Genomic DNA, 23,825 nt, shown 5'->3' on the forward strand with positions numbered 1-23,825 from the left:
CGCGAGCATAGCGAAACGGCTCGCGGCGTGGCGGGGATTTGCAGGATTGTTCAATAAATTTGCAGGATTGGGTAGACGCAAAAAGCGGCTGCTCGCGCACACTCCCGGCTAACCTGTCCGTAAGGCGGGTTTTCCCCATGGAGACATAAAAATGCCTACCTCGTTTGTCCTGAACGGCAAGAACGTCACGCTCGACGCCGATCCGTCGATGCCCGTCCTCTGGGCGATTCGCGAACACGCGGGACTGACCGGCACGAAATTCGGCTGCGGCATGGCGCAGTGCGGCGCATGCACGGTGCATCTCGAAGGCCAGGCCGTCCGCTCGTGCGTGCTGCCGCTCGCCGGCATCGCGGGCAAGCACGTCACGACGATCGAAGGCCTGCAAAGCAAGCCCGCGCAGGCCGTGCAGGCCGCGTGGGTCAAGCTCCAGGTGCCGCAGTGCGGCTATTGCCAGTCCGGCCAGATCATGTCGGCCACCGCCTTGCTCGAACAGAACCCGAAGCCGACCGACGCGGACATCGACGCCGCGATGAACGGCAACCTCTGCCGCTGTGCGACCTACGCCCGCATCCGGGCCGCGATCCACGACGCGGCCGCGACGCTGGGAGCCTGACCATGACGATCGAACTCGACAATACCGGTTCGGTGCGCCCGTCGCGCCGCACGTTCCTGAAAGCCGCGGGGGCAACCGCCGCCGTCAGCCTGACGATCGGCTTCGACTGGGCCGGCCTCGGCCGCCGCGCGCTCGCCGCCACCGCCCCCGCCGGCGAATTCGCGCCGAATGCGTTCCTGCGCATCACGCCCGACGGCGCCGTCACGGTCATCGCGAAGCACGTCGAAATGGGCCAGGGCGCGTATACAGGCATCGCGACGATCGTCGCCGAGGAGCTCGACGCCGACTGGTCGAGCGTGCGCGTCGAAAGCGCGCCGGCCGATGCGAAGCGCTATGCGAACCTCGCGTTCGGCACGATGCAGGGCACGGGCGGCAGCTCGGCCATGGCGAACTCGTGGCAGCAACTGCGCGAAGCGGGCGGCAAGGCACGCGCGATGCTCGTGTCGGCCGCGGCGGCCCGCTGGAAGGTGCCGGCCGGCGAGCTGACCACCGCCAACGGCGTCGTCACGCACGCGAAGAGCGGCAAGACGGCCACGTACGGCGCGCTCGTCGCCGATGCGTCGAAGCTGCCCGTGCCGGACAAGGTCACGCTGAAGCAGCCGGCCGATTTCAAGCTGATCGGCCATCGCATTCCGCGCGTCGACGGGTCGGCCAAATCGAACGGCACCGCGCAATTCACGCTCGACACGACATTCCCCGGCATGCGCGTCGCGCTGCTGCAGCGGCCGCCGCGCTTCGGCGCGACGGTGAAATCGTTCGACGCGACAGCCGCGAAGGCCGTGCCGGGCGTCGTCTCGGTCGTGCAGGTGCCGGGCGGCGTCGCGGTCGTCGCGACGGGCTTCTGGGCCGCGAAACAAGGCCGCGACGCGCTGAAGGTCGAATGGGACGAAACGAAGGCGGAAAAGCGCGGCTCGGACGAGATCATGCGCGAATACCGGCAACTCGCGGAGAAGCCGGGCGCGTCCGCGCGCAAGGACGGCGATGCCGATGCGGCGATCGCCGGCGCGGCGCGCAAGATCAGCGCGACGTACGAATTCCCGTATCTCGCGCACGCGCCGATGGAGCCGCTCGATGCGGTCGTCAAGCTGACGGCGAACAGTTGCGAGATCTGGGCCGGCGACCAGTTCCAGACGGTCGACCAGGGCAACGCGGCCAAGGTCGCCGGACTGAAGCCCGAGCAGGTGAAGATCCACACGCTGTATGCGGGCGGCAGCTTCGGCCGGCGCGCGAACGCGTGGTCGGATTACGTGGTCGAGGCCGTGTCGATCGCGAAGGCGCTCGGCGCGGACGGCAAGCCCGTCAAGCTGCAATGGACGCGCGAGGACGACATCCAGGGCGGCTTCTACCGGCCGATGTACTTCCACAAGCTCGACGCGGGCCTGACCGCGGACGGCCGGCTGGTGGGCTGGCGTCACCGGATCGTCGGCCAGTCGATCCTCGCCGGCACGCCGTTCGAGGCGTTCATGGTCAAGAACGGGATCGACGCGACGTCGGTCGAGGGCGCGGCGAACCTGCCGTACGCGGTGCCGAACGTGTCGGTCGAACTCACCACCGCGAAGACGGGCGTGCCCGTGCTGTGGTGGCGCGTGGTCGGCAGCTCGCACACGGCCTACGCGGTCGAGGCGTTCATCGACGAAGCCGCGCACGCGGCCGGCAAGGATCCGTACGCGTTCCGCCGCGACCTGCTCGCGAAGGAGCCGCGCATGCGCGCGGTGCTGGAGCTGGCCGCGCAGAAGGCCGGCTGGGATCCGGCCAAGCCGCTGCCGAAGGGGCGCGGGCGCGGGATCGCGGTGGCCGAGGCGTTCAAGAGCTATGTCGCGCAGGTGGCCGAGGTGTCGGTCGACGCGGACGGCAAGGTGAAGGTCGAGCGCGTGGTGTGCGCGGTCGACTGCGGAATCGCGATCAATCCCGACATCGTCGCCGCGCAGATGGAAGGCGGCATCGGGTTCGGACTCGGCGCGGCGATGCACAGCGCGATCACGCTGAAGGACGGCCAGGTCGAGCAGCGCAACTTCGACGGCTACCACGTGCTGCGGATGGCCGAGATGCCGAAGGTCGAGGTGCATATCGTGCCGTCGGCCGAGGCGCCCACCGGGGTCGGCGAGCCGGGCGTCGCGCCGGTCGGGCCGGCCGTCGCGAACGCGATCTTCGCGGCGACGGGCAAGCGGCATTACGTGCTGCCGTTCGATTCGGCGGATGGCGCGAAGGCTTGATCCCGATGCGATAGCGCGCCGGCCACGGGGCATGCCCCGTGGCCGGCGTTTCGCCGCTGTCGATGTAGGGTTCGATGTCGGCGGGAATTTCATACAACCCATTGATTTAAAAATAAAATAAGGCAAACCCGGTAGAGTTCGATGTAGGGTTCGCTATCTGGCTGAACCATCATCCAGCCCGTCCCCGTAAACCATCCCCTCTCCCACGTTACGTCAGACGTAACGCCCGTAACGTCGGCGCGCCGATGCTACGTAACAATCCTTCACCGTCGATCCGGCCCTTTCACCGCCTGCCCGACGCTTCCCGTTAAAAATTCTTTTGAATTCAAGGCTGCCGGACCCTCTGCGCCGCTCCGCGCGGCCGCCACCACGTGACGATCCCGCCCCTGGCCCGGAAGTTGCAGCACAGGACCCGCAAACACTCCTTCTAGGACATGCGAGGGCCACCATGGATTGCAAATACCTGTACATCGACAACATAAAAATCAACTTCGTCCGCCGCACGATCGAAATCGACGACAAGGTCGTCGACGTGACGCCGCGCGAATTCGACGTCGTCGAATTCCTGCTCGACAACATGAACAAGATCGTGCCGCGGCAGGCAATCCAGGAAGCCGTGTGGGGCCGCGAGCTCGGCGTGTCGTCGCGCACGCTCGACACCCATATCTCGCGGATCCGTTCGAAACTGCAGCTCGAACACGACAAGAACCTGCGGATCATCCCGATCTACGCGGTCGGTTATCGCCTCGTGCTGTTCGGTGCGGCGATGACGCACGTCGAGCGCCACGACGCGGCGCCGATCGTACGCGCGGCGCCTCAACCCGCGATGGCCGCCGACTACGCGTAACGCTTCACCCGCGCGCCGCGCGTTCGCGGCACGCCGGCAACGCTTCCCTCACCGCGCTGCGCGGATTCACATTACCTCGCGGCTTGCCAGCCGGCCGCGGCCTGCACCCCGCCCGGCCCACCAGCCAGTCGCGCCCCGACCGCCGCCTCCGGGCGGCGGTTGCCTTTGATCGCCGGCCGTCGCGTCGCCTCTTCACCGCCCTCCGCCGCACTTCGTCACGCTTCGTAGCGTCCTGCTCCCGCCGTCTCCGCGCGACGGTCGCGACTACGGATTTCGGCGCGGCACGCGGCCATCGCCGTCCCTACAATCGACGCAGCAGCCGCGCGCCCCTCGGCGCCGCCGGCCCCAGAACAACCCGTCGAACCAACGCCGAATCCGCCCCGATCCCGCCGTGCCTGCGCTGTTCCTGACGAATGCCGACGCCGGCGACGCCGCGACCCGGGCCATGCCCGCCGCCTCCGAACCGCCCGCGGCCGCCGCGCCGGCCGCGGTCGCGCTCGACGCGTCGCCCTACCTGCCGCGCCTGTCCGCCGCCGCCGCGCGCGGGCTGTCGCACGCGTACTGCGCGACCGGCGCCGTTCCGGTCACGCTCGGCGAGCACGCGTACGAGGTGCGCTGGCGCGTCGACGCCGAGCCGGCCGCCGATGCGCACGCGTACCGCTTCATCGTCGGCCCGGCCGCCGGCACGCTATGGATCGACCCCGTCGCGGAAACCGAATGGCTCGGCGAGGCGGCCGACCCGGCCGTACCGGCCGTGATCCGCGCGGCGCTGCTCGCCGACCTCGCCGCGCCGCTCACGGCCGTACTGCAGGCGGCGACGCGGCAGCGCGTGGAACTGCTGCCGCCGGCCGATCACGCACCGGCCTGGCACGCGTCGCCGGCCGCGCTGCGCTTCGAGCTGCGGCGCGCCGACGCCGCGTGGCGCTGCCACGGCGCGCTGCTGTTCGATGCGCCGGATGCGCTGGCCGTGTTCTTCGCGGCCGCGCCCGCCGCGCGCACGTCGGCGAGCGCGGCCTACGCGAACCTGCCCGTGCCGCTCGTGTTCGAGATCGGCCGCACCGAGCTGACGACGGCCGAGCTGGCCGACGTCGTCGGCGGCGACATCATCGCGATCGAGCGCTGGCACGCGCACGAGCAGAACCTGCTGTGCGTCGCGCGGCTGCCGGCCGCGCCGGCGTGGGAAATCACCGGACGGCCGTCGGGCAACCGGCTGACCGTCGAACGAATCAGGGAGATGCCTTTGGAACCGACCCGCACCGACTCCGCGCCGCCGACGACGCACGACGCGCCGCCCGCCGACGCGCCGCGCTCGCTCGACGGCCTCGCGGTCGACCTGCGCTTCGAGCTGCCGCCCACGTCGATGCCGCTCGGCGAGCTGAGCGCGCTGCAGCCGGGCGCCGTGATCGAACTGCAGCAAGGGATCAACCAGAGCGTGATCCATCTCGTCGCGAACGGGATGCTGATCGGCACCGGCCATCTGATCGCGGTCGGCCAGAAGCTCGGCGTGCGCGTGGTCACGCTGACGCAGCCCGCGCCGCGCGAGCGCTGAGCGATGGGCAACCTGCCGAATCCGGTCGCGCTGATCGCGGTGATCGCCGCGCTCGGCATCGCGCCGTTCGCGGCGCTGATGGTGACGAGCTACACGAAGCTGGTGGTCGTGCTCGGCCTGCTGCGCTCCGCGCTCGGCATCCAACAGGTGCCGCCGAACCTCGTGCTGAACGGCATCGCGCTGATCCTGTCGCTGTTCATCATGGCGCCCGTCGGGATGTCGATCCGCGACGCGCTGCAGGCGCGCCACTTCGATGCGTCGGGACAGTTGTCGACTTCGGACATCGGCGCGCTCGCCGATGCCGCGCTGCCGCCGATCAAGGATTTCCTCGTGTCGCATACACGGCAGCGCGACCGCGAATTCTTCGTGCGCACGGCCACCTCGGTATGGCCGAAGCACCGCGCGGACGGCATCAAGGACGACGACCTGCTCGTGCTGGTGCCGAGCTTCACGCTCGCCGAGCTGACGAAGGCGTTCCAGATCGGCTTCGTGATCTATATCGTGTTCATCGTCGTCGACCTGCTGGTCGCGAACATCCTGCTCGCGCTCGGGATGCAGATGATCTCGCCGACGACGATCTCGGTGCCGTTCAAGCTGCTCTTGTTCGTCGCGCTCGACGGCTGGTCGCTGCTCGTGCACGGGCTCGTGCTGTCGTATCGGGTCGCCGGAGCCGGATGATGCGCGCACGCGCCCTGCGAACCGCCGCCGCATGCGTTTGCGTGTTGATCGCGCTCGCGTGCGGGCAGCACGGCGTCGCGCATGCGGCCGGCAGCGCCGCCGGCTTCGCGCAACTGGCGCGCGCGTGCGCGCCGAACGTCGACCCCGATACGCTCGCCGCGCTGGTGCGCACCGAGTCGGGCTTCAATCCGTATGCGATCGGTGTGGTCGGCGGCCACCTGGCGCGCCAGCCGGCGTCGCTCGACGAGGCGCGCGCGACCGCGCGTGAACTCGCGGCGCGCGGCTTCAGCTACAGCGTCGGGCTCGCGCAGGTGAACGAGCGCAATTTCGCGAAATACGGGCTCGATGAAACGACGATGTTCGAGCCGTGCCGCAACCTGCGGGCCGGCGGCGCGATCCTGACCGAATGCTTCGCGCGCTCGTCGAATACCGGCCGCCCGGCCCAGGCCGCATTGCGCGCGGCGCTGTCGTGCTACTACAGCGGCAACTTCACGACCGGTTTCTCGAGCGGCTACGTGAGCCGCGTCGTCGCGAGCGCGCAGCGCAACGCGCACGAAGGCGGCGTCGAACCGATCCCGGTCGTGCGCGACGTGCCGCCGCCGGCACGGCAGCGGCGCATGGACGCGGCCGCGACCACGCCGCCCGAACGCGCGCGCAGGCTGCCGTTGCCGGCCGCGTCCGCCGATGCGCCGTCGTGCCATGCGCGCCCGGTCGTGATGATGTGCCGCGGCTTGCCGGCGAGCCAGGCGAAGCGGCTGTGCGTGCGGTGTCTCGACCCGTGATCGCTTGATCGCGCGCGGCACCGTGCGCTCGCACCCGCGCCGCTTTCAGGGGTCCGAACGACGGTGCGCGGCATGGCGGCCGCACGCCGGGCCGGCCTCGTAGTCCACCTCGTAGTCGACCTCGTAGCCCGCGCGGCGCCCAGGCGCCGGCCGCTTCCTGCCGCTACGAAACTGCGGTGTTCCCGCTGCCGGGTGCGTCCGTACACTCGAACGATCACGTCGCGGCGTGCAGGGCGCCGCGCGTGCCGCGCGTCGCGCGGCTCAACGGAGACGAGCATGCTGTTGATCGACGGATTGGGACTGGGTGTGAACTGGCAGCGCTTCCTGTCGGAAACGCTGAATCCGGTCGTGGCGCCGCCGCCCCCGCCGCCTCCGCCGCCGAAGAAGGACGATCCGGCGGCCGGGCCCGCGAACCCGAGCGCCGCCCCGCCGATTCCCGTCACCGCATCGCTGGCCACCGATCCGTCGAAGCCGACCAACGCCGAGATCCAGTCCGCGACGTCGCTGATCCAGAACATGGCCGCGCAATATACGGCGCCGCCGCCCGACATCACCGTCGAGAACGACAAGACGCGCGCGGTGCAGAAAGCGATCCAGGACGCGCAGACGAAGTACGACAACGCGTCGCAGACGCTACAGGGCGCGCAGAACGTGCTGCATCTGGTCAACCGCGATCCCGAGTCGACGGCCGACGACCGCAAGACCGCGCAGGCCGACTACGCGAAGGCGCGCACGGCGGCCGACACCGCGCAGCGCGAGCTGAACGTGACGACCGACGCCGGCTACATGATCCTGTACGGCGAACAGGCGAACGCCGACATGCCGGCCGGAATGAAGATCGACGACTCCGGCAAGGTGACGGACCCCGGCGACGCGCAGCACGCGGCCGACCAGCAGTTCAAGACGCTGCTGGCCGCCTTCCCCGGCCATGCGAACGATCCGAACTGGGTACCGCAGCCGGGCGACTGCAAGAATCCGCTGCAGATCCGGCTCTACGACGATTGGCAGACCGCGAGCGCGAAGGCGGCCGTGGGCGCGTCGAAATACTTCGCGGACGTCGCGAATTCCAACCTCGCATATACGCAGTTCCAGTCGTACCTCGCCGATCCGGACTACAAGGCCGCGCTCGATGCGGGCGTCGGGCGGTTGAACGACGCGCTGCAGCCGCTGGAGCTGCGCGTCACGATGCCCGACGCCCCCGCTTCGCAGGATGCCGCGCAGCAGGCCGTCACGGCCGCCGCGAAAGATGCGAACTATGCGAACGCCGCGTACGGCGCGGCCAACGACAGCCTGGCGCTCACGAACGCGCAGCAGCGCTACGATTCGGCCAGCGGCAAGGAAGGGCCGACGGTGATCGTCCCGAACGAGGTGTCGAACGCGAAGACCGCGCTCGCCCGCGCGCAGACGGCCGCGAACACGAGCGGCGGCTATCTGCAGATGCTGTCGGCGCAGCGGCAGGTCGACACGCTGCAGGCCGACTATACGAAGAAACTGGACGCATCCAACGCGTGGCACAAGGACAATCCGCACGCGATGATCAAGGATCCGCAGGTCGATCTGGACCTCGGCGATGCGTATGCGAAGCTCGATCAGGCGAAGCAGCAGGCGAGCATCGCGCACGACGGCTTCGTCGTCGCGTACGGCGCGACGCTCGCGCAGCAGTACGACGATCAGGCGTCGCAGATCAAGGCGCGGGTGAACGCGCAATCGACATTCACGAAACCCGCGCTCCAGTCGCCGCTGCTGACGCCGTCGCTGTCGACCGCGAACGGCCTGCCGGGCCTGCCCGCGTCGTCGTTGTCGACGGCCGCGTCGGCCGCCCCCACCGGCACGCCGTCGCTGCCGAGCGCGTCGCCGCTGGCCTCGCCGACGTTGCCGGGGTCCAACGGCGCCTCGTCGCTGCCCGCGTCGCCGCTGCTCGACCGCCCGTTCCTGCTGCCGCAATCGTCGGGCCCGTCCGCCGCGCAGGCGGGCCCGACGATGCTCGACGTGAAGCGCATGCAGACCGTCGCGGGCGCGATCCGCGCGGCCGACAGCCGGATGTCGGATTCGGTCAACGAGCGCGCGACCCAGCTCGCGCTGTCGCAGGCGCGCATCAAGCAGACGCAGGCGAAGAGCACGCTCGAGTCGGTACAGAAGCAGTACGACGACTGGGCCGCCGCGAATCCGCCGCCCATGCGTTTTCGCGCCGTCGCGGGCGACGACATGATCCCGGCGCCGTCGGCGCCGCGCCCGAACCTGTATCAGGACCAGCTCGACAAGGCGAAGGCGGCCGTCACGCAGGCCGACAACGCGGTGCAGCGCCTGCAGCTGCTGAGCGAGACGTCGCATCAGCAGGTGCTGATGGACCGGTTCGACGCCGGCCTCGACGAACGGCTGCGCTACGCGGCGCCCGGCTCGGACGAGGAGAACGACTACAAGAAGGCGCTGCACGATTTCTACGAAGCACATCGCGGCGAATTGTCGAACTCGCTGCTCGACGCGGCCAGCGCGAGCACCAACAACGGCGGCACGATCGCGTTCGGCAAGCTGACCGACGACGAACAGCGCAACCTGATCGGCGTCGCGCTCGGCATGCAGCCGGACGTCCGGAACGATGCGGCGTCGGGCGACGGTTCGGACCCCGTATCGCCGACGAAGGACGACGTCGCGCGCTACACCGACAAGGAAAAGCTGAAGACGATCAACAGCGTGCGCGACAAGCTGCTGGAGATCGGCGGCGGCGCGACGACGCAGGTCAGCGTGTTGCCGATGGTCTACGCCGCCAAGGAGGCCGGCATGACCACCAGCGCGCTGTTCAAGGTCAGCGGCAAGGACGGCACGCAGTACGTCGACGAGACGGCGAGCAACTACGACGACATCAACGACTACATCGACAACAACGAGCTGTCGACGGACGGCACGGTCGACATCGCGACCGGCCACAACGCGGACGGCACGCTGCAGCTCGTGTCGAAGGCCGCGCATCACGAAAGCGGCTTCGACAGTTTTCTGAACACGCTGACCAGCACCGGCCTGAACATCGGCATGATGGTCGGCGGGATGGCGCTCGAAGGCCTCGGCACGCTGCTCGACGGCACCGGCATCGGCGCGATCGTCGGCGTGCCGCTGAACATCCTCGGCGCGGGGATGATGTACACGGCGATCGGCGCGACGATGACGAGCGCCGGCCTCGATCTGGCCAACCGCGCCGACCACGGGCGCAGCCTCAATCCGTTTACCGACCCGGGCGCACGGGCCGACTTCATCAATCTCGTGCCGATGGGCGCGGCGGGCGCCGCGAAGCTCGCCGGCAGCAAGCTGTTCACGCGCGCGGTCACGACGCTCACGCGCACGCCGAAGGTCGCGTCGGTGCTCGCCACCGGCGCGCGGACCACTGCGGTCGTGACGGGCGTGGGCGGTGCGCTCGAGGCGTTCGGCGAAGCCGGCTACGACTATTTCGTCACGGGCGACAAGAAGGCGGCCGGCGAGCAGCTCAAGTCCGGGATCACCAACGTCGCGCTGATGGCGGCCGGCGGCCTCAAGGAACGCGCGGTGACGTCGGTGCGCACGCGCACCGGCCGGCCGGTGCCGATTCGCGGGGCCGACGGCAAGACCGTCGCCGTCGACAGCCAGATGATCGGCCGGATACTCGACAGCGGCGACGCGTCGTCGCTCGCGGCCGGCCGCACGCGCGTGACGCTCGACGGCGAAGCCGTCAAGGTGTCGCCGGACGGCACGCTGCGCGTGGGCGACAAGGTGCTCACCTACGACAACACGCCGATTCGCGTGCTCGACCGCGCATCCGCGAAACGCCTGCCGCCGGGCAAATCGGTGGTGCTCGGCGAAGACGGCACGCTGTCCGTGGTATCGGTGTCGCCGAAGGCATGGACCAACGGTACGCGCGTCGACGACGTGACGGGCACCGGCGAGCGCATGTCGTTCGGCCCCGACGGCGAGATGAGCGTGACGCCGAAGATCGTCGCGAAGACGCCGCTCGACGTGCTGCAACACGTGCTCGACCAGGCGAGCGACGCCTACCGGCAGACGGCCGCCGGCGCGCAGGCGCCGCGCCGCCTCGCGCAGACGGCGGCCGAAGGCGAAGCCGCGAGCGTGTCCGCCGATGCGCGCAGCACGCGACGCACCAGCGAGGAACGCGCCCGCGTGCAGCAGCAGCGCGACCAGACCGATGCCGAACGCAGCACGACCGCGAGCGCCAACCGGCGCAGCGCCGATACGCAATCGATGCGCTGGCGGCCGGTCGCGGCCGACGAGCCGGCCGGCCCGGGCACGCGCGCGAAGCCGGACGGCGCGCCGCCGCGCGTCAACGCGAAGGTCGTCGATCTGACGGAGGACGCGCCCGTCACGCGCGCGGCGACGTCCGATCCGGCCGGCATCGCCGTACCGCGCGGGCCGCGCGCCGAGCCGATGGAGCTCGGCGATCGCACGGTCTACGTGGTGCGCAGCGGCGCGACACCCGACGCGCCCGGGGCACGGCCATCGTCGCCGCGCCCGCAGGATCTCCAGGAACCGGTGATCGTCGTCGCCGGCGAACACGACGCGGCGCTCGCACCCGAGCTCGCGAACCGCTGGCAGAAGCCCGTCTATGCGGCCGCGCCCGACGCATTCGGTGCGGACGGCCAACTGCGCGCGGGCGCGCGCGTGCTGCGCTTCGATCCCGCGCCGGAGACGGCCGCGGCCCCTGAAGCCGGCCTGCCGGACGGCATCGCGCCCGACGAAGCGCCGCCCACGTCGCCCCGCGCGGCCGCCGACGACACGGTGATCGTGCTGGCCGGCAAGCGCGGCCCGAACGAACCGGCGATGCCGCGGACGGCCGCGCCGCCCGAGCCGGTCCATGCGCTCGACGGCGTGTTCAGCGCGCCGAACCGCGTGCTCGTGCTCGTCCAGCCGGAACGCGCCGGCGCGCCCGAGCGAATGGCGCAACGCGACACGACCGCGGCCGACCGCGGCGCACGCGCGCTCGACGACGCGCACGGCCAGGCCGCCCGCGCGCCGGCGGGCGGCGAACGTCGCACCGCGGCGAACGACGACGTCGGCCTCGCCGCCGCGCACCCCGAAACGACCGAGACGGCCCCGCCCGATCACGGCGCATCGAAGCCGGGCTGGGTCACGCGGATGCAGATGCGCTTCGGCGGCGCGGCGCTGCCCGAAGCCGCGCAGGCGCTCGCGATGCAGTCGGGCACGCTCGCCACGCAACTGCGCATGCTGCAGGACGCCGGCTGGCGCGTGACGCTCGGCAAGCGCGGCGGCGGCAGCCGCATCGACCCGCGCAAGCGCCGCGTGACGATCGACGGCGCGCTCCAGCATCCGGGCAGCATCACGTACACGCTCGCGCACGAGGCGCGCCATGCGGTCGAGGCGATGGCCGGCGTGCTGAATCTCGACTACGGCAACCGCAGCCGCTTCACGCGCAAGGCGCTCGAAGCCGAGGCCCGCGCGCAGATCAACGCGTTCGAGGCACGCTACGAAATCGAGCTCGCGGGCGGCGGCGACATTGCCGCGCACGTGCGCCTGCCCGATGCGATCGAGCGCGAAGGCGCCGCGTGGCGCGCGCCGTCGCACGACTATGCGGGCACGGTCGGACGCCTCGTCGACGCATTCGCCGATGCGCCCGTGTCGGGCCGCGACGGCGAGACCTACCGCGACTTCTACGACGACGTCTGGTCGCGCCAGAAGCGCCGCGGCGGCATCCCGCGCCGGATGCCCGCGCCGCAGACGCACGAGACCGGCGGCGCGCCGCTCGGCGTGCGCGGCTTCGACGAACGCGTGGCATGGAGCCGCGCGCATGCCGAATATGCGTCGCCGTTCGGCGACGGGCCCGTGCCGGCGGTGGCCGACCTGCAGGCGGCACGCAGCCGCCACTTCACGATGCTGCAGGACCAGGGCGTGCTGATGCTGCACGCCGATACGCTGGCGGACGGCACGCTGCTCTCGGGCGGGCGGCCGGCCGGCGTGCATGAATACGCGCTCGACCAGGCGCCGTCGTTCCTGGTCAAGGACGGCTATTCGATCGTGCTGTCCGCGAAGCACGGTGGCGACGCGGCGGCCGCCGGGCTCGCGAATCTGTGGCAGCGGCCGGTATATGCGCCGCCCCCGCACGCGGTCGGCGAACGCGCGGCGCTGCTCGACACCGGCGTGTTTCGCCGCTACGACCCGGCGCCCGCGGCGCCGCACGATCTCGGGCCGCTCGCGGCCGATGCCGAAGGCGTGCACGTCGAAGGCAATCCGGCCGCGCGGATCGACGTCGAGCGTCACGTCGGCGAACTGCTCGGCGCCGGCGCCGAGAAAACCGTGTTCGCGCTCGGCCACGATGCCGCGCTCGCGGTGTACGACACCGGCCCGCATACGTCGGAAGCGCGTCAGATCGAGGCGGCGATCGACGAGAGCATCGCACTCGACGATCTCGCCTCGTACGGCCTGAAGACCGTGACGATGGATGGGCCGTTCTCCGCGCTGAACCGCGTCGCCGTGCTGTACCGGCCGCTCGGCGTGTTCCACAGCTTCGGCTTCGAGACGGGCGCGCTGCCGCGCGTGGTGTCGCGCGCGGCGCTGGAGCACATCCAGCGGATTCGCGACATCGTCGAACGCACGGGCATCGGCTTCGATCTGCAAGGCCTCTTCACGCGCGGCGGCGATTTCCTGCTGAGCGATCCCGGTGCGATCGGCATGGGCGCGAGCGAGCACTTCGCCGCGCTGGAGCGGCTCGCGGTGATCGAGCGCGCGCTGACGCAAGGCCTCGAGCGCGGCAACATCGAACTCGCGCATCCGCGGCTGGCGGAAACGCCGCCGCCCGATGCGTTCGTGCAGAAGCCGTCGGTCATCACGCGCGTGCGGATGCGCTTCGGCGGCGCGCCGCTGCCGAAGGAAGCGTACCGGCTGATCGACGCGTCGAGCCTGCTGTCGCAGCAGCTTCGGCTCGGCGCCGACGCAGGCTGGAAGGTCGTGCGCGGCAAGCCCGGCGGCGGCAGCAAGATCGACACGCGGCGGCGGCGCGTCACGATCGATGGCGGCCTGCAGTCGGCCGGATCGATGGTCTACGTGCTCGCGCACGAAGCCCGCCATGCGCTCGAGGCCGCGACCGGCACGCTTGGGCTCGACTACGGCTCGACGCAGCGCTACGTGCGCAGCGCGCTGCTCGCCGAGGCGCGCGCGCAGGTCAATGCATTCGCGGTGCGCGACGAGATCCGCGCGAACCTCGGCGTCGACATCGGCCGCCACGTCGCCCTGCCCGAGGCGATCGCCAACGAATACGGCCGCGCGCGGGCCGGCGACGCCGCGTCGCTCGCGCGCCTCGCCGACGCGTTCGAGCACAGCCCGACGTCGCTCGACGGCGGCGTGACCTACGGCGAGCTGTATCGGCGCCATGCGCAGGCCGCGCGGCGCACCGGCGTCACGATGCCGGCGCCGCGCGACACGGCCGCGACGCTCGCCGAAGAAACGGCATGGTCGCGCGCACGTCCGGTGAAGGCATCGCCGTTCGACGGCAAGCCGGTCGCCGGCGTCGACGCGCTGACGCTCGACCGCTCGGGCCCGCTGTCGTACGACCGCGACGGCCGCATCGTGATCGTGCATGGCGTCACCGATGCGCAAGGCCGCCTCGTCGATCCGGACGGCCGGCCCTACACGCCGGTCGAGGTCACGCTCGCGCACCGCTCGGTGCTCGGCCTGCCCGGCTCGTCGGTGATTCTGTCTGCACGCAACGGCCGCGACGCCGCCGCATGGCTCGCGAACGTCTGGCAGCGCCCCGTCTACGCACCGCCGACGATCGCGGTCGGGTTCGGCGCCGAGGCGCGGCTCGGCCACACGAACGCATGGCTGCGCTACGATCCGGCGCCGCACCAGCGCCCGGAGCTGGGCGCGCTCGACGTGGACGGCAACGGCGTCCACGTGAGCGGCGATCCGGCCGCGCGCGTGCCGGTCGAGCGCTTCACCGGCGCGGCGACCGGCGCCGGCATCGAGAAGACCGTGTTCGAACTGGGTCGCCGCAATGCGATCGGCCTCTACGAAGGCACGGACAATCGCGCGATTCTCGACCACATCGAATCGATCCGCCTCGAACAGGAAGGCCTCGCGGCGCTGCGCGCGCACGGGCTGCGCACGCTCACGGTCGGCGGCCCGTTCTCGGCATTCGATCGCGTGGCCGTGATGTACGCGCCGTTCGCGTCGCTGAGCAGCCACGACGTGATGGCCGGCGTGCTGCCGGCGCGCGTCACCCGCGACGCATTCGCGCAGCTCGAGCGCGCGCGCGACGTCACCGCGCGGCACCGCCTGTACTACGACTTCGAAGGCGTGTTCGACGCGCACGGCGACTTCTACCTGAGCGACCCGTCGACGGTCATGACCGATGCGCCGAAGCTGAACGTCGAAGGCATCGTCCGCGAGATCGGCGCGCTGCGCGCGACGCTCGAGGACGGCATCGCGCGCGGTGCGATCGAGCTCGCGCATCCCGGCATCACCGAACACCTGCCGCCCGACGCGTTCGTGCAGAAGCCGTCCGTCATCACGCGCGTGCGCATGCGCTTCGGCGGCGCGCCGCTGCCCAAGGCCGCCCATGCGCTGATCGACCGCTCGAGCCTGTTGCGCCAGCAGGTCGCGCTGGCCGGCGAGGCCGGCTGGAAAATCGTGGTGGGCCGGCCCGGGCGCGGCAGCCGGATCGATACCGCGAAGCAGCGGATCGTGCTCGACGGGCAGTTCCACGGCAGCGGCACGCTCGTCTACACGCTCGCGCACGAAGCGCAGCACGCGGTCGAGACGATCACGCGCCGCCTCGCGCTCGACCGCTCGTCGCCGGAGGCGCTGACCGACAGCGCGCTGATGGCCGAGGCGCGCGCGCAGGCGAACGCGTTCGCGGTGCGCCGCGAAATCCTCGACGATGGCGGCATCGACATCGCGCGGGACGCCCGCCTGCCCGACGCGATCGCACGCGAAGCCGACCACGTGCTGCCCGGCGACGAAGCCGGGCTGCGCCGGCTCGCGGCCGCATTCGGCGACGCCGCGCCGTCCGTGCCGGGCCACGCGACCTATCGCGCGTACTACGCGAGCCAGGCCGACGCGATGCAGGCGCTCGGCATGCCGCGCGAGATGCCGGCGCCCGCGCCGCAGCCGGCGTCGAACGCGCCCGTGCCCGCGGCGACGGCGGACGCCGCAAGCCGCCAGCATGCGCTCGATCACCTCGCGTCGCACGGCAAGCGCGACCTGATCCGCATCGACGGTTCGCAGCTCGCGTCGCTCCAGCAGATGAAGGATGCGTTCGGCACGAATGCGCACGTGCTGATCGCGGAGCACGAACCGCGGCCGGAGGCCTCCATCGACGCGCGCCACGCGCAGCCGAAGTTCGTCGCGAGCATGCGCACCGACGAGAACGGTACGTTCGTCGACAAGGCGTCCGCCGATCCGGCCGTGCCGATCCGCGACGCGGTCTATCGCGCGCTGAAGGACAACGGCCAAGCGGAACGCGCGGACGTCGATTTCTACGTGTCGCCCGTGTCGCTCGCGGAACTGCGCGAGTACGGCGGCGCCGCGCGGATCACCGCGCGCAGCGACGGGCGCGCGTGGGAAGCCGAACAGGCGGGCGCGACGCCCGACGCGAACGTCGTCACGACGCTGAAGTCGCTCGCCGACGCGCCGCGCTTTCGCCGGCCGAAACAGGCGGCGAAAGCGGCCGGCGACGGCGCGACGCTTTACGCGATCGACAAGGAAACCGGCACGGTGCTCGGCTACGCGACGCGCAACGCCGCGCACGACTGGACGTATCACGAATCGACCTCGCTCGGCGACGCGACGATCGCGCCGCGCGATCTCGGCGCCGCGTTCCGCCGGCGCGCGCGCAACCTGTCCGGCGGCCGGCGCGGCGTGCGATTCGTCGTGACGGACGTCGCGCACGACACGGTCGAGCGCTACGGCGGCTTCGCGCCGGCGGAGATGCGCAAGGCGCTCGGCGACGAGAAGCCGCCGATGCAGAAACTCGGCACGCGCGTGCAGCGCGGCCTCGCGAAAGCCGATCCCGGCGTGCGCCGCAAGATCGCGGAGATCGAGGGCGCCGACAGTCCGTTCCTGCCGCCGAAGCTCGTACCGGACAGCGAGCAGCTCGCGATCGACTTCAGCGGCGCGAACACGCTGCACCTGATGCGCGCGCTGGAGCTGAAGGCTCTTCGCGGCGATCACTACGTGTACGTGTACGAGACCGATCATCCGGTTGCCGAATCGCTGCACACGCGCCGCGGCATCATCGCGATCCACGACGGCAACGCGCGCTGGTACGACGACGCCGAGCAATTGCGCGACCGGCCGGACGCGGGCCGCCCGCTCGACGAGATGCCGCTCGGGCGCGGCCCGTTCGGCGCGAACCAGCACTTCCTGCTGTCGACGCTCGCGCCCGATGCGTTCGACCCGCGCGCGACCGCCACGCAGAAAGCCGCGCTCGCGCAACGGCTCACGCAGTTGCTCGACGAGAAGTCGTATTTCGATGCGCTACCGCAGAAGTTCGACCTCGCGACGCGCTGGATCCGCACGCAGATCGCCGGCCAGATCGATCGCGTGAAAGCCGCGCAGGCCGACCTCGCCGCCGCCCAGCAAGCCGCACGGCAGGCCGCGCAGCCGGCGGGCGGCGCGACCGGCCCCACCGGCCCCGCCAGCCGGGTGCGCAATGCGCTGCGCGGCAAGGGCCGCCGGCGCAACCGCCGCGCCGCGAATGCGTCGAACGCGTCGAACACGCCGGCCGCGCCCAAGCCGCCGAAAACGCCGGCGGCCAAGCCGCTGACGCTGCGGCCCTACCAGCCGAGCCTCGGTTCGAGCACGGTCGCGGAATGGGTGATGCGCTACGGCGCCGCCAAGGTGGCCGACTGGTTCCCGACGGTCGACCGCGTGAAGGCGCTCGCCGCGCGCAGGCACCTGCCCGATGCCGGCGGTCTCGCGCTGACCGACGAACCGCAGACGATCCTGGCCGACGCACCGATGCTGAAAGCGCTCGGCATCCCCATCGGTCTCGCGCGCGAGGTGTCGAGCATGCCGTCGCGCGGGCCGGTGGCCGATCCCGGCGGCGATCACAACCGGTTCGTGAAGTGGATGCAGGCGTACGCCACGCGCCACAGCGCGGCACGCATGATCGACAAGCGCGCGATCCAGGCGTTCGTGCGCGCGCCGGCCGAGATCCAGGACCGCGTCGCGCCGATGGCGCGCGCGTTCAACCTGCGCGACGATCCCGCGCTCGCGGTGCGCTACGTCGAGCAATACGGCGGCGCGATGCCGGTGGTGTCGATTCCGGTCGATCCGCACACGCTCGCGGCCGCGCGCGGCGGCAAGCACGATCCGGCGTTCATCCGGCGCGCCCGCCAGTTCGGCTCTCCGATCGGCGCGCGCTACAACGAGGCCGACGCGACGATCACGCGCGAGGCGCCGGACGGCACCACGCGCACGCTCGAGCTCGACGACATCGCGCATCTGCACAAATGGCTCACCGCGGCGTCGCGCCATGGCTTCCAGCTTCGTCTCGAAGCGGCGTCGGGCCGCCCGCTCGTCTCCGCGGACGACCGCCGCACGATCGCCGGCACCAACGACAGCTACGCCGAATACACGCGGCTCATGACGTCGTTCGAGACGTGGTCGCACGATCATGCCGGCGAGCCCGCGCCGAACGTGATGCTGAGCTTTCACGGGTGGGACGCCGTGCTCGAACCGGTGCCGGGCGCTGGCCACGTCGAGCTGCTCGATGCGCTGCTCGACCGCAAGGCGATCGACTGGCTGCACGTGGGGCTGTCGTACGGCACGCACGGCGCCGACTTCATCGCGAACCAGGACCTGACGCGGGCGCTGGCGGAACGGATCGTCGACTATTACCAGACCGACCGTCACGGCAAGTTCGCGCGGCTGCACGGCGCCGATGCGCTCACGCGCGTATTCGAACCGGTGAGCCCCGAGACGTTCGCGAACCAGCAGCAGGTGCTGTTCGCGGAAATCGCGCGCATCGGCAAGTCGAAAGGCCTGTCCGACGACGCGCTCGCGACGCTGCGCGGCGAACTGTACGAACGCAACACGACCGCGCTCGTCAACCAGGCGCGCAAGGCGACCATCGAGCATGCGATGACGCAGTGGGCGTCGGCCGATCATCCGCCCGCCACGCGCACCGAAAAGCTCGCGCGCCGCTTCGGCGAACGCTGGCTTGCGGAAACCGGCAGCCGCGCGCCGGCGCGCGGCACCGTGGTGTCGACCGCCGATCCCGCGGGGCCGCTGCCCGACAGTCGCGCGTACTGGCAATCGGTGGTCGAGCGCGAAGCGCTGAAGAACGATCCGTCGAAGCCGATCAGCGTCGGCCGGCAGATCGCGGCGAACCCGAAACAGGCCAAGATGATCGAGGAGCTGCAGGCGCTCGCGCAGATCAACGCGCTGCGCGTGCATCGGCCGTCGTTCCGCAAGGCGGAGCTGTGGAAGTCGATCGGCTTCAGCTCGCTCGTCACCGGCGCGGGCGCGCTCGTGATCGCCGATACGCTCGGCGCGACGCACGTGCTGCGGCAGGACATGCTGGGCAGCGCGACGTCGTCGTTCCTGCTGGGCTCGCGTCTGGGCCGCGTGTTCCAGGTCATGCACCAGGGTGCGGTGCGCAGCCTGCAGGCCGGCGATCCGAAGGCCGCGCAGGCGGTGCTCACGCGGCTCGAAGTGACGCTGTCGCGGCAGTTGCGCTCGGGCGCGCACGATTATGGCCAGAACCGGCGCGCCCAGCTCGAACAGATCTCGAACGAAGCGCGGACGCTGGCCGCGCAGTATGTCGAACTGAACCGCGTCGGGCTGATGAGCTTCGACGACGCGACCACCCACATCAAGGCGCTCGCCGCGGACGTGCTCGCGCAGATGCAGGGCACCGTCGGCGGCACGTCGCTGCAGCAGCTCCATACCGGCAACCCGCGTCACCTGTTCGGGATCGCGGGCCGCGCGGGCGCCGCGATCACGTCGACCGCGACGCTCGCGGTCGGCATCAGCGGCGTCGTGCACGCGCACGGGGCGTTCGATCTCGCCTACGGGTCGGCCGCCATCGCGAGCGGCGCGTTCGGCGCCACGTATGCGGGCCTCGTCTATACGATCGGCGCGCACCGCGTGAATGCCGACAAGCGCAGCCGCATCGTGCGCTTTACCGATTCGGCGAGCGACTTCATGGCCGTCGCGTACGGCGGCCTCGGCACCGGCGTGCAGTGGAGCGGCGGCCATTACGACCTCGCGATCGCGACCGGCGTGTCCACCGCGCTGCTGCTCGGCGGGCGTCTGAACACGCATTTCCCGAACGCGACGCCGCTGATCAACAAGATCCCGACGGCCGTCGTGCTGATTCCGGTCGGCGCGTTCGCGTACAAGCTGATCGAAGGGCTGTGGACGACGTTCTTCGGCTCGGGGTCCGGTTCGTCGAATCAGTCGAATCAGTCGAATTCGTCGCAATCGAATCTCGCGCCCGGTGCGTCGGCGAGCGCGTCGCCGAGCGCTTCGGCCAGTCCTTCGGCGAGCGCGACGCCAAGCGCTTCGGCGAGCGCATCACCCGGTACGCCGCCTGCCGCGCCGGCTTCGCCGTCGGCCAGCGCCACGCCGTCGACCGCGCAGCCGTCCGGGTCGCCGCAGCCCTACATCGTCGTCGCCGGCGATTCGCTGTGGGTCGTCGCCGACCGGCATCGCCAGTCGCTGCTCGACGCCGCGCACGTGTCGCGCGCCGATCAGCAGGCGATGACGCGCGGCGAGCAGGACAGGCTCGCGCTCAACGAGATCCTGCAGCTCAATCCGTCGGTGTCAGGCGATCCGAACCGCCTGTCGGTCGGCACGCCGCTGATCGTGGGCTGATCCCGGCGCGCGGGCCGCGCCGCGCGCGCCGGTCGCGCGCGGCACCCCGCATCACGCGACATCACGCCGCCCGCTGATGTTCCAGCCACGCCTGGAACATCAGCACCGTCCACAGCTGATGCTGCCAGTTCATCCGGCCCGTCTGGTGCTGGCGCCACAGCCGCTCGACCGCCGCCGCATCGAAGAAGCCTTCCTCGCGCAAGCGCGACGGCCGCAGCAGCGCGTCGGCCCAGTCGCGCAGCGCGCCGCGCAGCCAGTGGTCGACCGGCGCGCAGAAGCCCTGCTTCGGCCGGTCGATCAGCGCGGCCGGCACGTAGCGGTCGAGCAGCCGGCGCAGCAGCGCCTTCGACTGCCCTTCGGGCAAGCGCACCGACGCCGGCACGCGCCACGCGAATTCGACGACGTGATGATCGAGGAACGGCATGCGCGTCTCGAGGCTCACGGCCATCGCCGCGCGATCGACCTTCGCGAGGATGTCGGTCGGCAGGTACGTGAGCGTGTCGATCGCCATCGCCTGCTCGGCGAAGCTCAGGTGCGCGGGCCACGCGGACACCGTGTCGAGCGGCGTCGGCGGCTCCTGCCCCGACAGCGCGATGCGCTCCGGATGATGCACCGACGACATCAGCAACCGGTACAGCCCGATGCGGCTCTCGGCCGTCATCACATGGCCGAGCTTGTGCAGCCGATCGCCGATGCGCGACGACGATTCGCGCGCCTCCACGCCGCCCCACGCGCCCTGCGCGACGGCCGCGAGCTGGTCCGCGTGATCGGGCCGCAACGCGTGCAGCGCGGCGGCGATCCGCGCGCGCACGGCGGCCGGCACGCGATGCAGCTTGCGCCACAGGCGCGGCGTCAGGAAATAGCGCGTGTAGCCGCCGAACAATTCGTCGCCGCCGTCGCCGGACAGGCTCACCTTCACGTGCCGGCGCGTCAGTTCGGAGACGAGAAAGGTCGGGATCTGCGACGCGTCGGAGAACGGCTCGTCGTAGATCGACGGCAGCTTCGGCACGACGCCGAGCGCATGGTCGGCGGTCACGTAAAGCTCGGTATGGCGCGTGCCGAGATGGCGCGCGACCGCCTTCGCGTAGCCGGCCTCGTCGTAGCCGGCCTCGTGAAAGCCGATCGTAAACGTGTCGACCGGCGTCGCCGATTGCGCCTGCATCAACGCGACGATCGTCGACGAATCGATGCCGCCCGACAGGAACGCGCCGAGCGGCACGTCGGCTTCCATCTGCCGCGCGACGGCCTGGCGCAGGACCGTGTCGAGCTGGTCGACGGCTTCGTCGGCGCTGCCCTCGAACGGCTGCGCGCGGCCCGCCTCGATCGCCTGTTCGAGCGCCCAGTAGGTGCGCAGGCGCGGCGTGTCGCGCGCATGTTCGAACTGGACGTACGTGCCGGGCGGCAGCTTGCGGATGCCGCGATAGATCGTGTAAGGCGCGGGCACGCTCGACTGGCGCAGGTACAGGCACAGCGCGTCGCGATCGATCGCGCCGTCGAAGCCCGGATAGCCGCGCAGCGCCTTCAGCTCGGACGCGAACACGAGCGCGTCGCCGATCCGCCCGTAGTAGAGCGGCTTTTCGCCGATCCGGTCGCGCGCGAGCGTCAGCACCCGCGACGCGCTGTTCCACAGCGCGAACGCGAACATGCCGGTCGCCCGGCGCAACGCGGCCTCGACGCCCCACGCGACGATCGCCGCGATCAGCACCTCGCTGTCGGAGTGGCCGCGCCACGCCGGTGCGCGCCCCGCGCGCTCGAGCTCGGCGCGCAGTTCGCGATGGTTGTAGATTTCGCCGTTGAAGACGAGAACGTAGCGGCCGCACGCGGAAGCCATCGGCTGCCGGCCGTGCACCGACAGGTCCACGATCGCGAGCCGCCGGTGGCCGAGCGCGATGCCGGCCTCCGGATCGACCCAGATCCCCTGTCCGTCGGGCCCGCGGTGCGCAAGGCTCGCCGTCATTCGCGCGAGCGTGCCGCGCGCTGTCTCCTCATCGAAGGCGACGCTATTCAGAAAGCCGTCGATTCCGCACATTGATTTGTCCGCCCCTGTTGACCTGTTCCGTCACGGACGGCACGACCTCGCGGCCGCCGTCGGGCGTGACGGTCGAGCCATATTACGAAGAAATAAATCAGCAATAATTCACCAGTGAATGTCGGCGGCGTCCGGAAAAAAATGGACGTCAAGTGCCGCATGCGGATGGCCGCGCAACGGGGCCATATCGAATCGGATGAGTGGGCCGGCAAACGTGGCGGACAAAAAAAGGGGGCCGCATGCCGATGCGACGCCGCCACGCCACGTCACGCGGCGCCGGTCGCCCATTTCAGCAACTGCGCGACCTCGCGGAAATGCTGCGGCTGGATCGTGCCGTTCTCGGGCGTCGTCTCGTACAGCGCCTGCGCGAGCCCGACGTTCGCGAGCGTCGGGCGCAGCGCGTCGCGGGCCAGCCGCACGATCCGCTCGGCCGCGTCGCCCTCGCCGCGCGCGAGCACCCACGGCAGCGAGCCCATCCCGCCGTAATAGAGCGCGACCGCGACGCGCGGCGAATAGACGACCACCGACGCATAGCCGATCCGGTCGGGCAGCGACGCGAACTGCACTTCGCGCGCGAGCTGGCGGCGCTTCGCCTGGATGTGCGGATCGCCTTCGTCCTCCTTGTGCTCGCGCCGCACTTCGTCGATCGACATCTTCATTTTCTGGTTGAACTCGTGCCGCTGGTGCACGATGTCGATCAGCGCCATCACGATATAGATCAGCGCGGCCCAGCCGAACAGCAGCATCAGCAGCTTCACGATCAGCGCGAGGATCGAGACCGGCCGCGTGAAGCCCGACTGCACGGACGGATCGAGCGATTCGACGATCAGCCAGCCGAGCGTCGCGACGAGCAGCGCCGTCTTCAGCAGCATCTTCGCGAGGTTGACGAGGTTGCGCAGCGACCACAGGTTCTTCATCCCCTCGGCCGGGTTGAGCCGCGACAGTTGCGGCACGAGGCGGCTCCACGCCATCACGCCGCCCACCTGCACGAAGCCCGCGAGCAGCCCCGCCAGCAGCCCGGCCGCGACGATCTGCGCGGACTGCGTGGCCCAGTCGCGCGCGGCGCCGTCGATCAGCACCGCGAGCCGCGCGGCGGGGTCGGCCGCGCCGACCGCGTCGAATACGAGCCGGAACAGCGCCTGCAAGCGCGCGAACAGCGAACCGATGCCCACCGCGAGCGCCACGCACACGCCGACGAAGAACGCCGACGACACCGTTTCCGCGCTCTTCGGCACGTCGCCTTTCTCGCGCGCCTCACGCAGGCGCTTCGCGGTCGGCTTCTGGTCCTTTTCGGCCATC

At 70.8% G+C, this 23,825-nt stretch carries 9 protein-coding genes; 7 read left to right on the forward strand and 2 right to left on the reverse strand.

What is annotated here, in order from left to right:
- Positions 1 to 151 precede the first annotated feature (151 nt).
- From LGN10_RS25235 to LGN10_RS25265, 7 genes are all read left to right on the forward strand, one after another.
- Positions 152 to 613: a (2Fe-2S)-binding protein gene (locus LGN10_RS25235; protein ID WP_006480868.1), complete on the forward strand. Its 462-nt coding sequence runs from the start codon at positions 152 to 154 to the stop codon at positions 611 to 613.
- A gap of 2 nt (positions 614 to 615) precedes the next feature.
- Positions 616 to 2,826 (forward strand): xanthine dehydrogenase family protein molybdopterin-binding subunit, encoded by a 2,211-nt coding sequence (locus tag LGN10_RS25240; protein WP_059584730.1) that lies wholly within the window; start codon positions 616 to 618, stop codon positions 2,824 to 2,826.
- Positions 2,827 to 3,274: 448 nt separating this feature from the next.
- Entirely contained in the window at positions 3,275 to 3,673 is a 399-nt protein-coding gene (locus LGN10_RS25245) for a winged helix-turn-helix domain-containing protein (RefSeq protein ID WP_059639757.1), read from the forward strand.
- Positions 3,674 to 4,064: 391 nt separating this feature from the next.
- Positions 4,065 to 5,222, forward strand: coding sequence for a type III secretion system cytoplasmic ring protein SctQ (sctQ, locus tag LGN10_RS25250; RefSeq protein ID WP_226225371.1), 1,158 nt, complete (start codon positions 4,065 to 4,067; stop codon positions 5,220 to 5,222).
- Positions 5,223 to 5,225: 3 nt separating this feature from the next.
- Positions 5,226 to 5,900: a type III secretion system export apparatus subunit SctR gene (sctR, locus tag LGN10_RS25255; RefSeq protein WP_059584725.1), complete on the forward strand. Its 675-nt coding sequence runs from the start codon at positions 5,226 to 5,228 to the stop codon at positions 5,898 to 5,900.
- Positions 5,900 to 6,682 (forward strand): lytic transglycosylase domain-containing protein, encoded by a 783-nt coding sequence (locus tag LGN10_RS25260; protein ID WP_059585109.1) that lies wholly within the window; start codon positions 5,900 to 5,902, stop codon positions 6,680 to 6,682. The genes sctR and LGN10_RS25260 overlap by 1 nt, the downstream gene beginning before the upstream one ends.
- A gap of 276 nt (positions 6,683 to 6,958) precedes the next feature.
- Positions 6,959 to 20,497: an LWXIA domain-containing protein gene (locus tag LGN10_RS25265; protein WP_226225372.1), complete on the forward strand. Its 13,539-nt coding sequence runs from the start codon at positions 6,959 to 6,961 to the stop codon at positions 20,495 to 20,497.
- A gap of 61 nt (positions 20,498 to 20,558) precedes the next feature.
- Here LGN10_RS25265 and asnB read toward each other — a convergent pair whose 3' ends face one another.
- Complete coding sequence (gene asnB / locus LGN10_RS25270) at positions 20,559 to 22,526, reverse strand: asparagine synthase (glutamine-hydrolyzing) (RefSeq protein ID WP_226225374.1); 1,968 nt, start codon at positions 22,524 to 22,526, stop codon at positions 20,559 to 20,561.
- 266 nt (positions 22,527 to 22,792) lie between these two features.
- The gene (locus LGN10_RS25275; protein WP_060310650.1) at positions 22,793 to 23,824 is read right to left on the reverse strand and encodes an EscU/YscU/HrcU family type III secretion system export apparatus switch protein; all 1,032 of its coding nucleotides are present in this window, start codon (positions 23,822 to 23,824) and stop codon (positions 22,793 to 22,795) included.
- Between the last annotated feature and the right edge of the window lies 1 nt (position 23,825).

It is taken from the genome of Burkholderia sp. AU32262 (genome assembly GCF_020419985.1).
GTDB classification, from domain to species: Bacteria; Pseudomonadota; Gammaproteobacteria; order Burkholderiales; family Burkholderiaceae; genus Burkholderia; species Burkholderia semiarida.

Excerpts from the sequence above, each read along its gene's own strand:
- LGN10_RS25235 (WP_006480868.1), top strand. The coding sequence starts at position 152 with ATGCCTACCTCGTTTGTCCTGAACGGCAAGAACGTCACGCTCGACGCC.
- LGN10_RS25240 (WP_059584730.1), top strand. The coding sequence starts at position 616 with ATGACGATCGAACTCGACAATACCGGTTCGGTGCGCCCGTCGCGCCGC.
- LGN10_RS25245 (WP_059639757.1), top strand. The coding sequence starts at position 3,275 with ATGGATTGCAAATACCTGTACATCGACAACATAAAAATCAACTTCGTC.
- sctR (WP_059584725.1), top strand. The coding sequence starts at position 5,226 with ATGGGCAACCTGCCGAATCCGGTCGCGCTGATCGCGGTGATCGCCGCG.
- LGN10_RS25260 (WP_059585109.1), top strand. The coding sequence starts at position 5,900 with ATGCGCGCACGCGCCCTGCGAACCGCCGCCGCATGCGTTTGCGTGTTG.
- LGN10_RS25265 (WP_226225372.1), top strand. The coding sequence starts at position 6,959 with ATGCTGTTGATCGACGGATTGGGACTGGGTGTGAACTGGCAGCGCTTC.
- asnB (WP_226225374.1), bottom strand. The coding sequence starts at position 22,526 with ATGTGCGGAATCGACGGCTTTCTGAATAGCGTCGCCTTCGATGAGGAG.
- LGN10_RS25275 (WP_060310650.1), bottom strand. The coding sequence starts at position 23,824 with ATGGCCGAAAAGGACCAGAAGCCGACCGCGAAGCGCCTGCGTGAGGCG.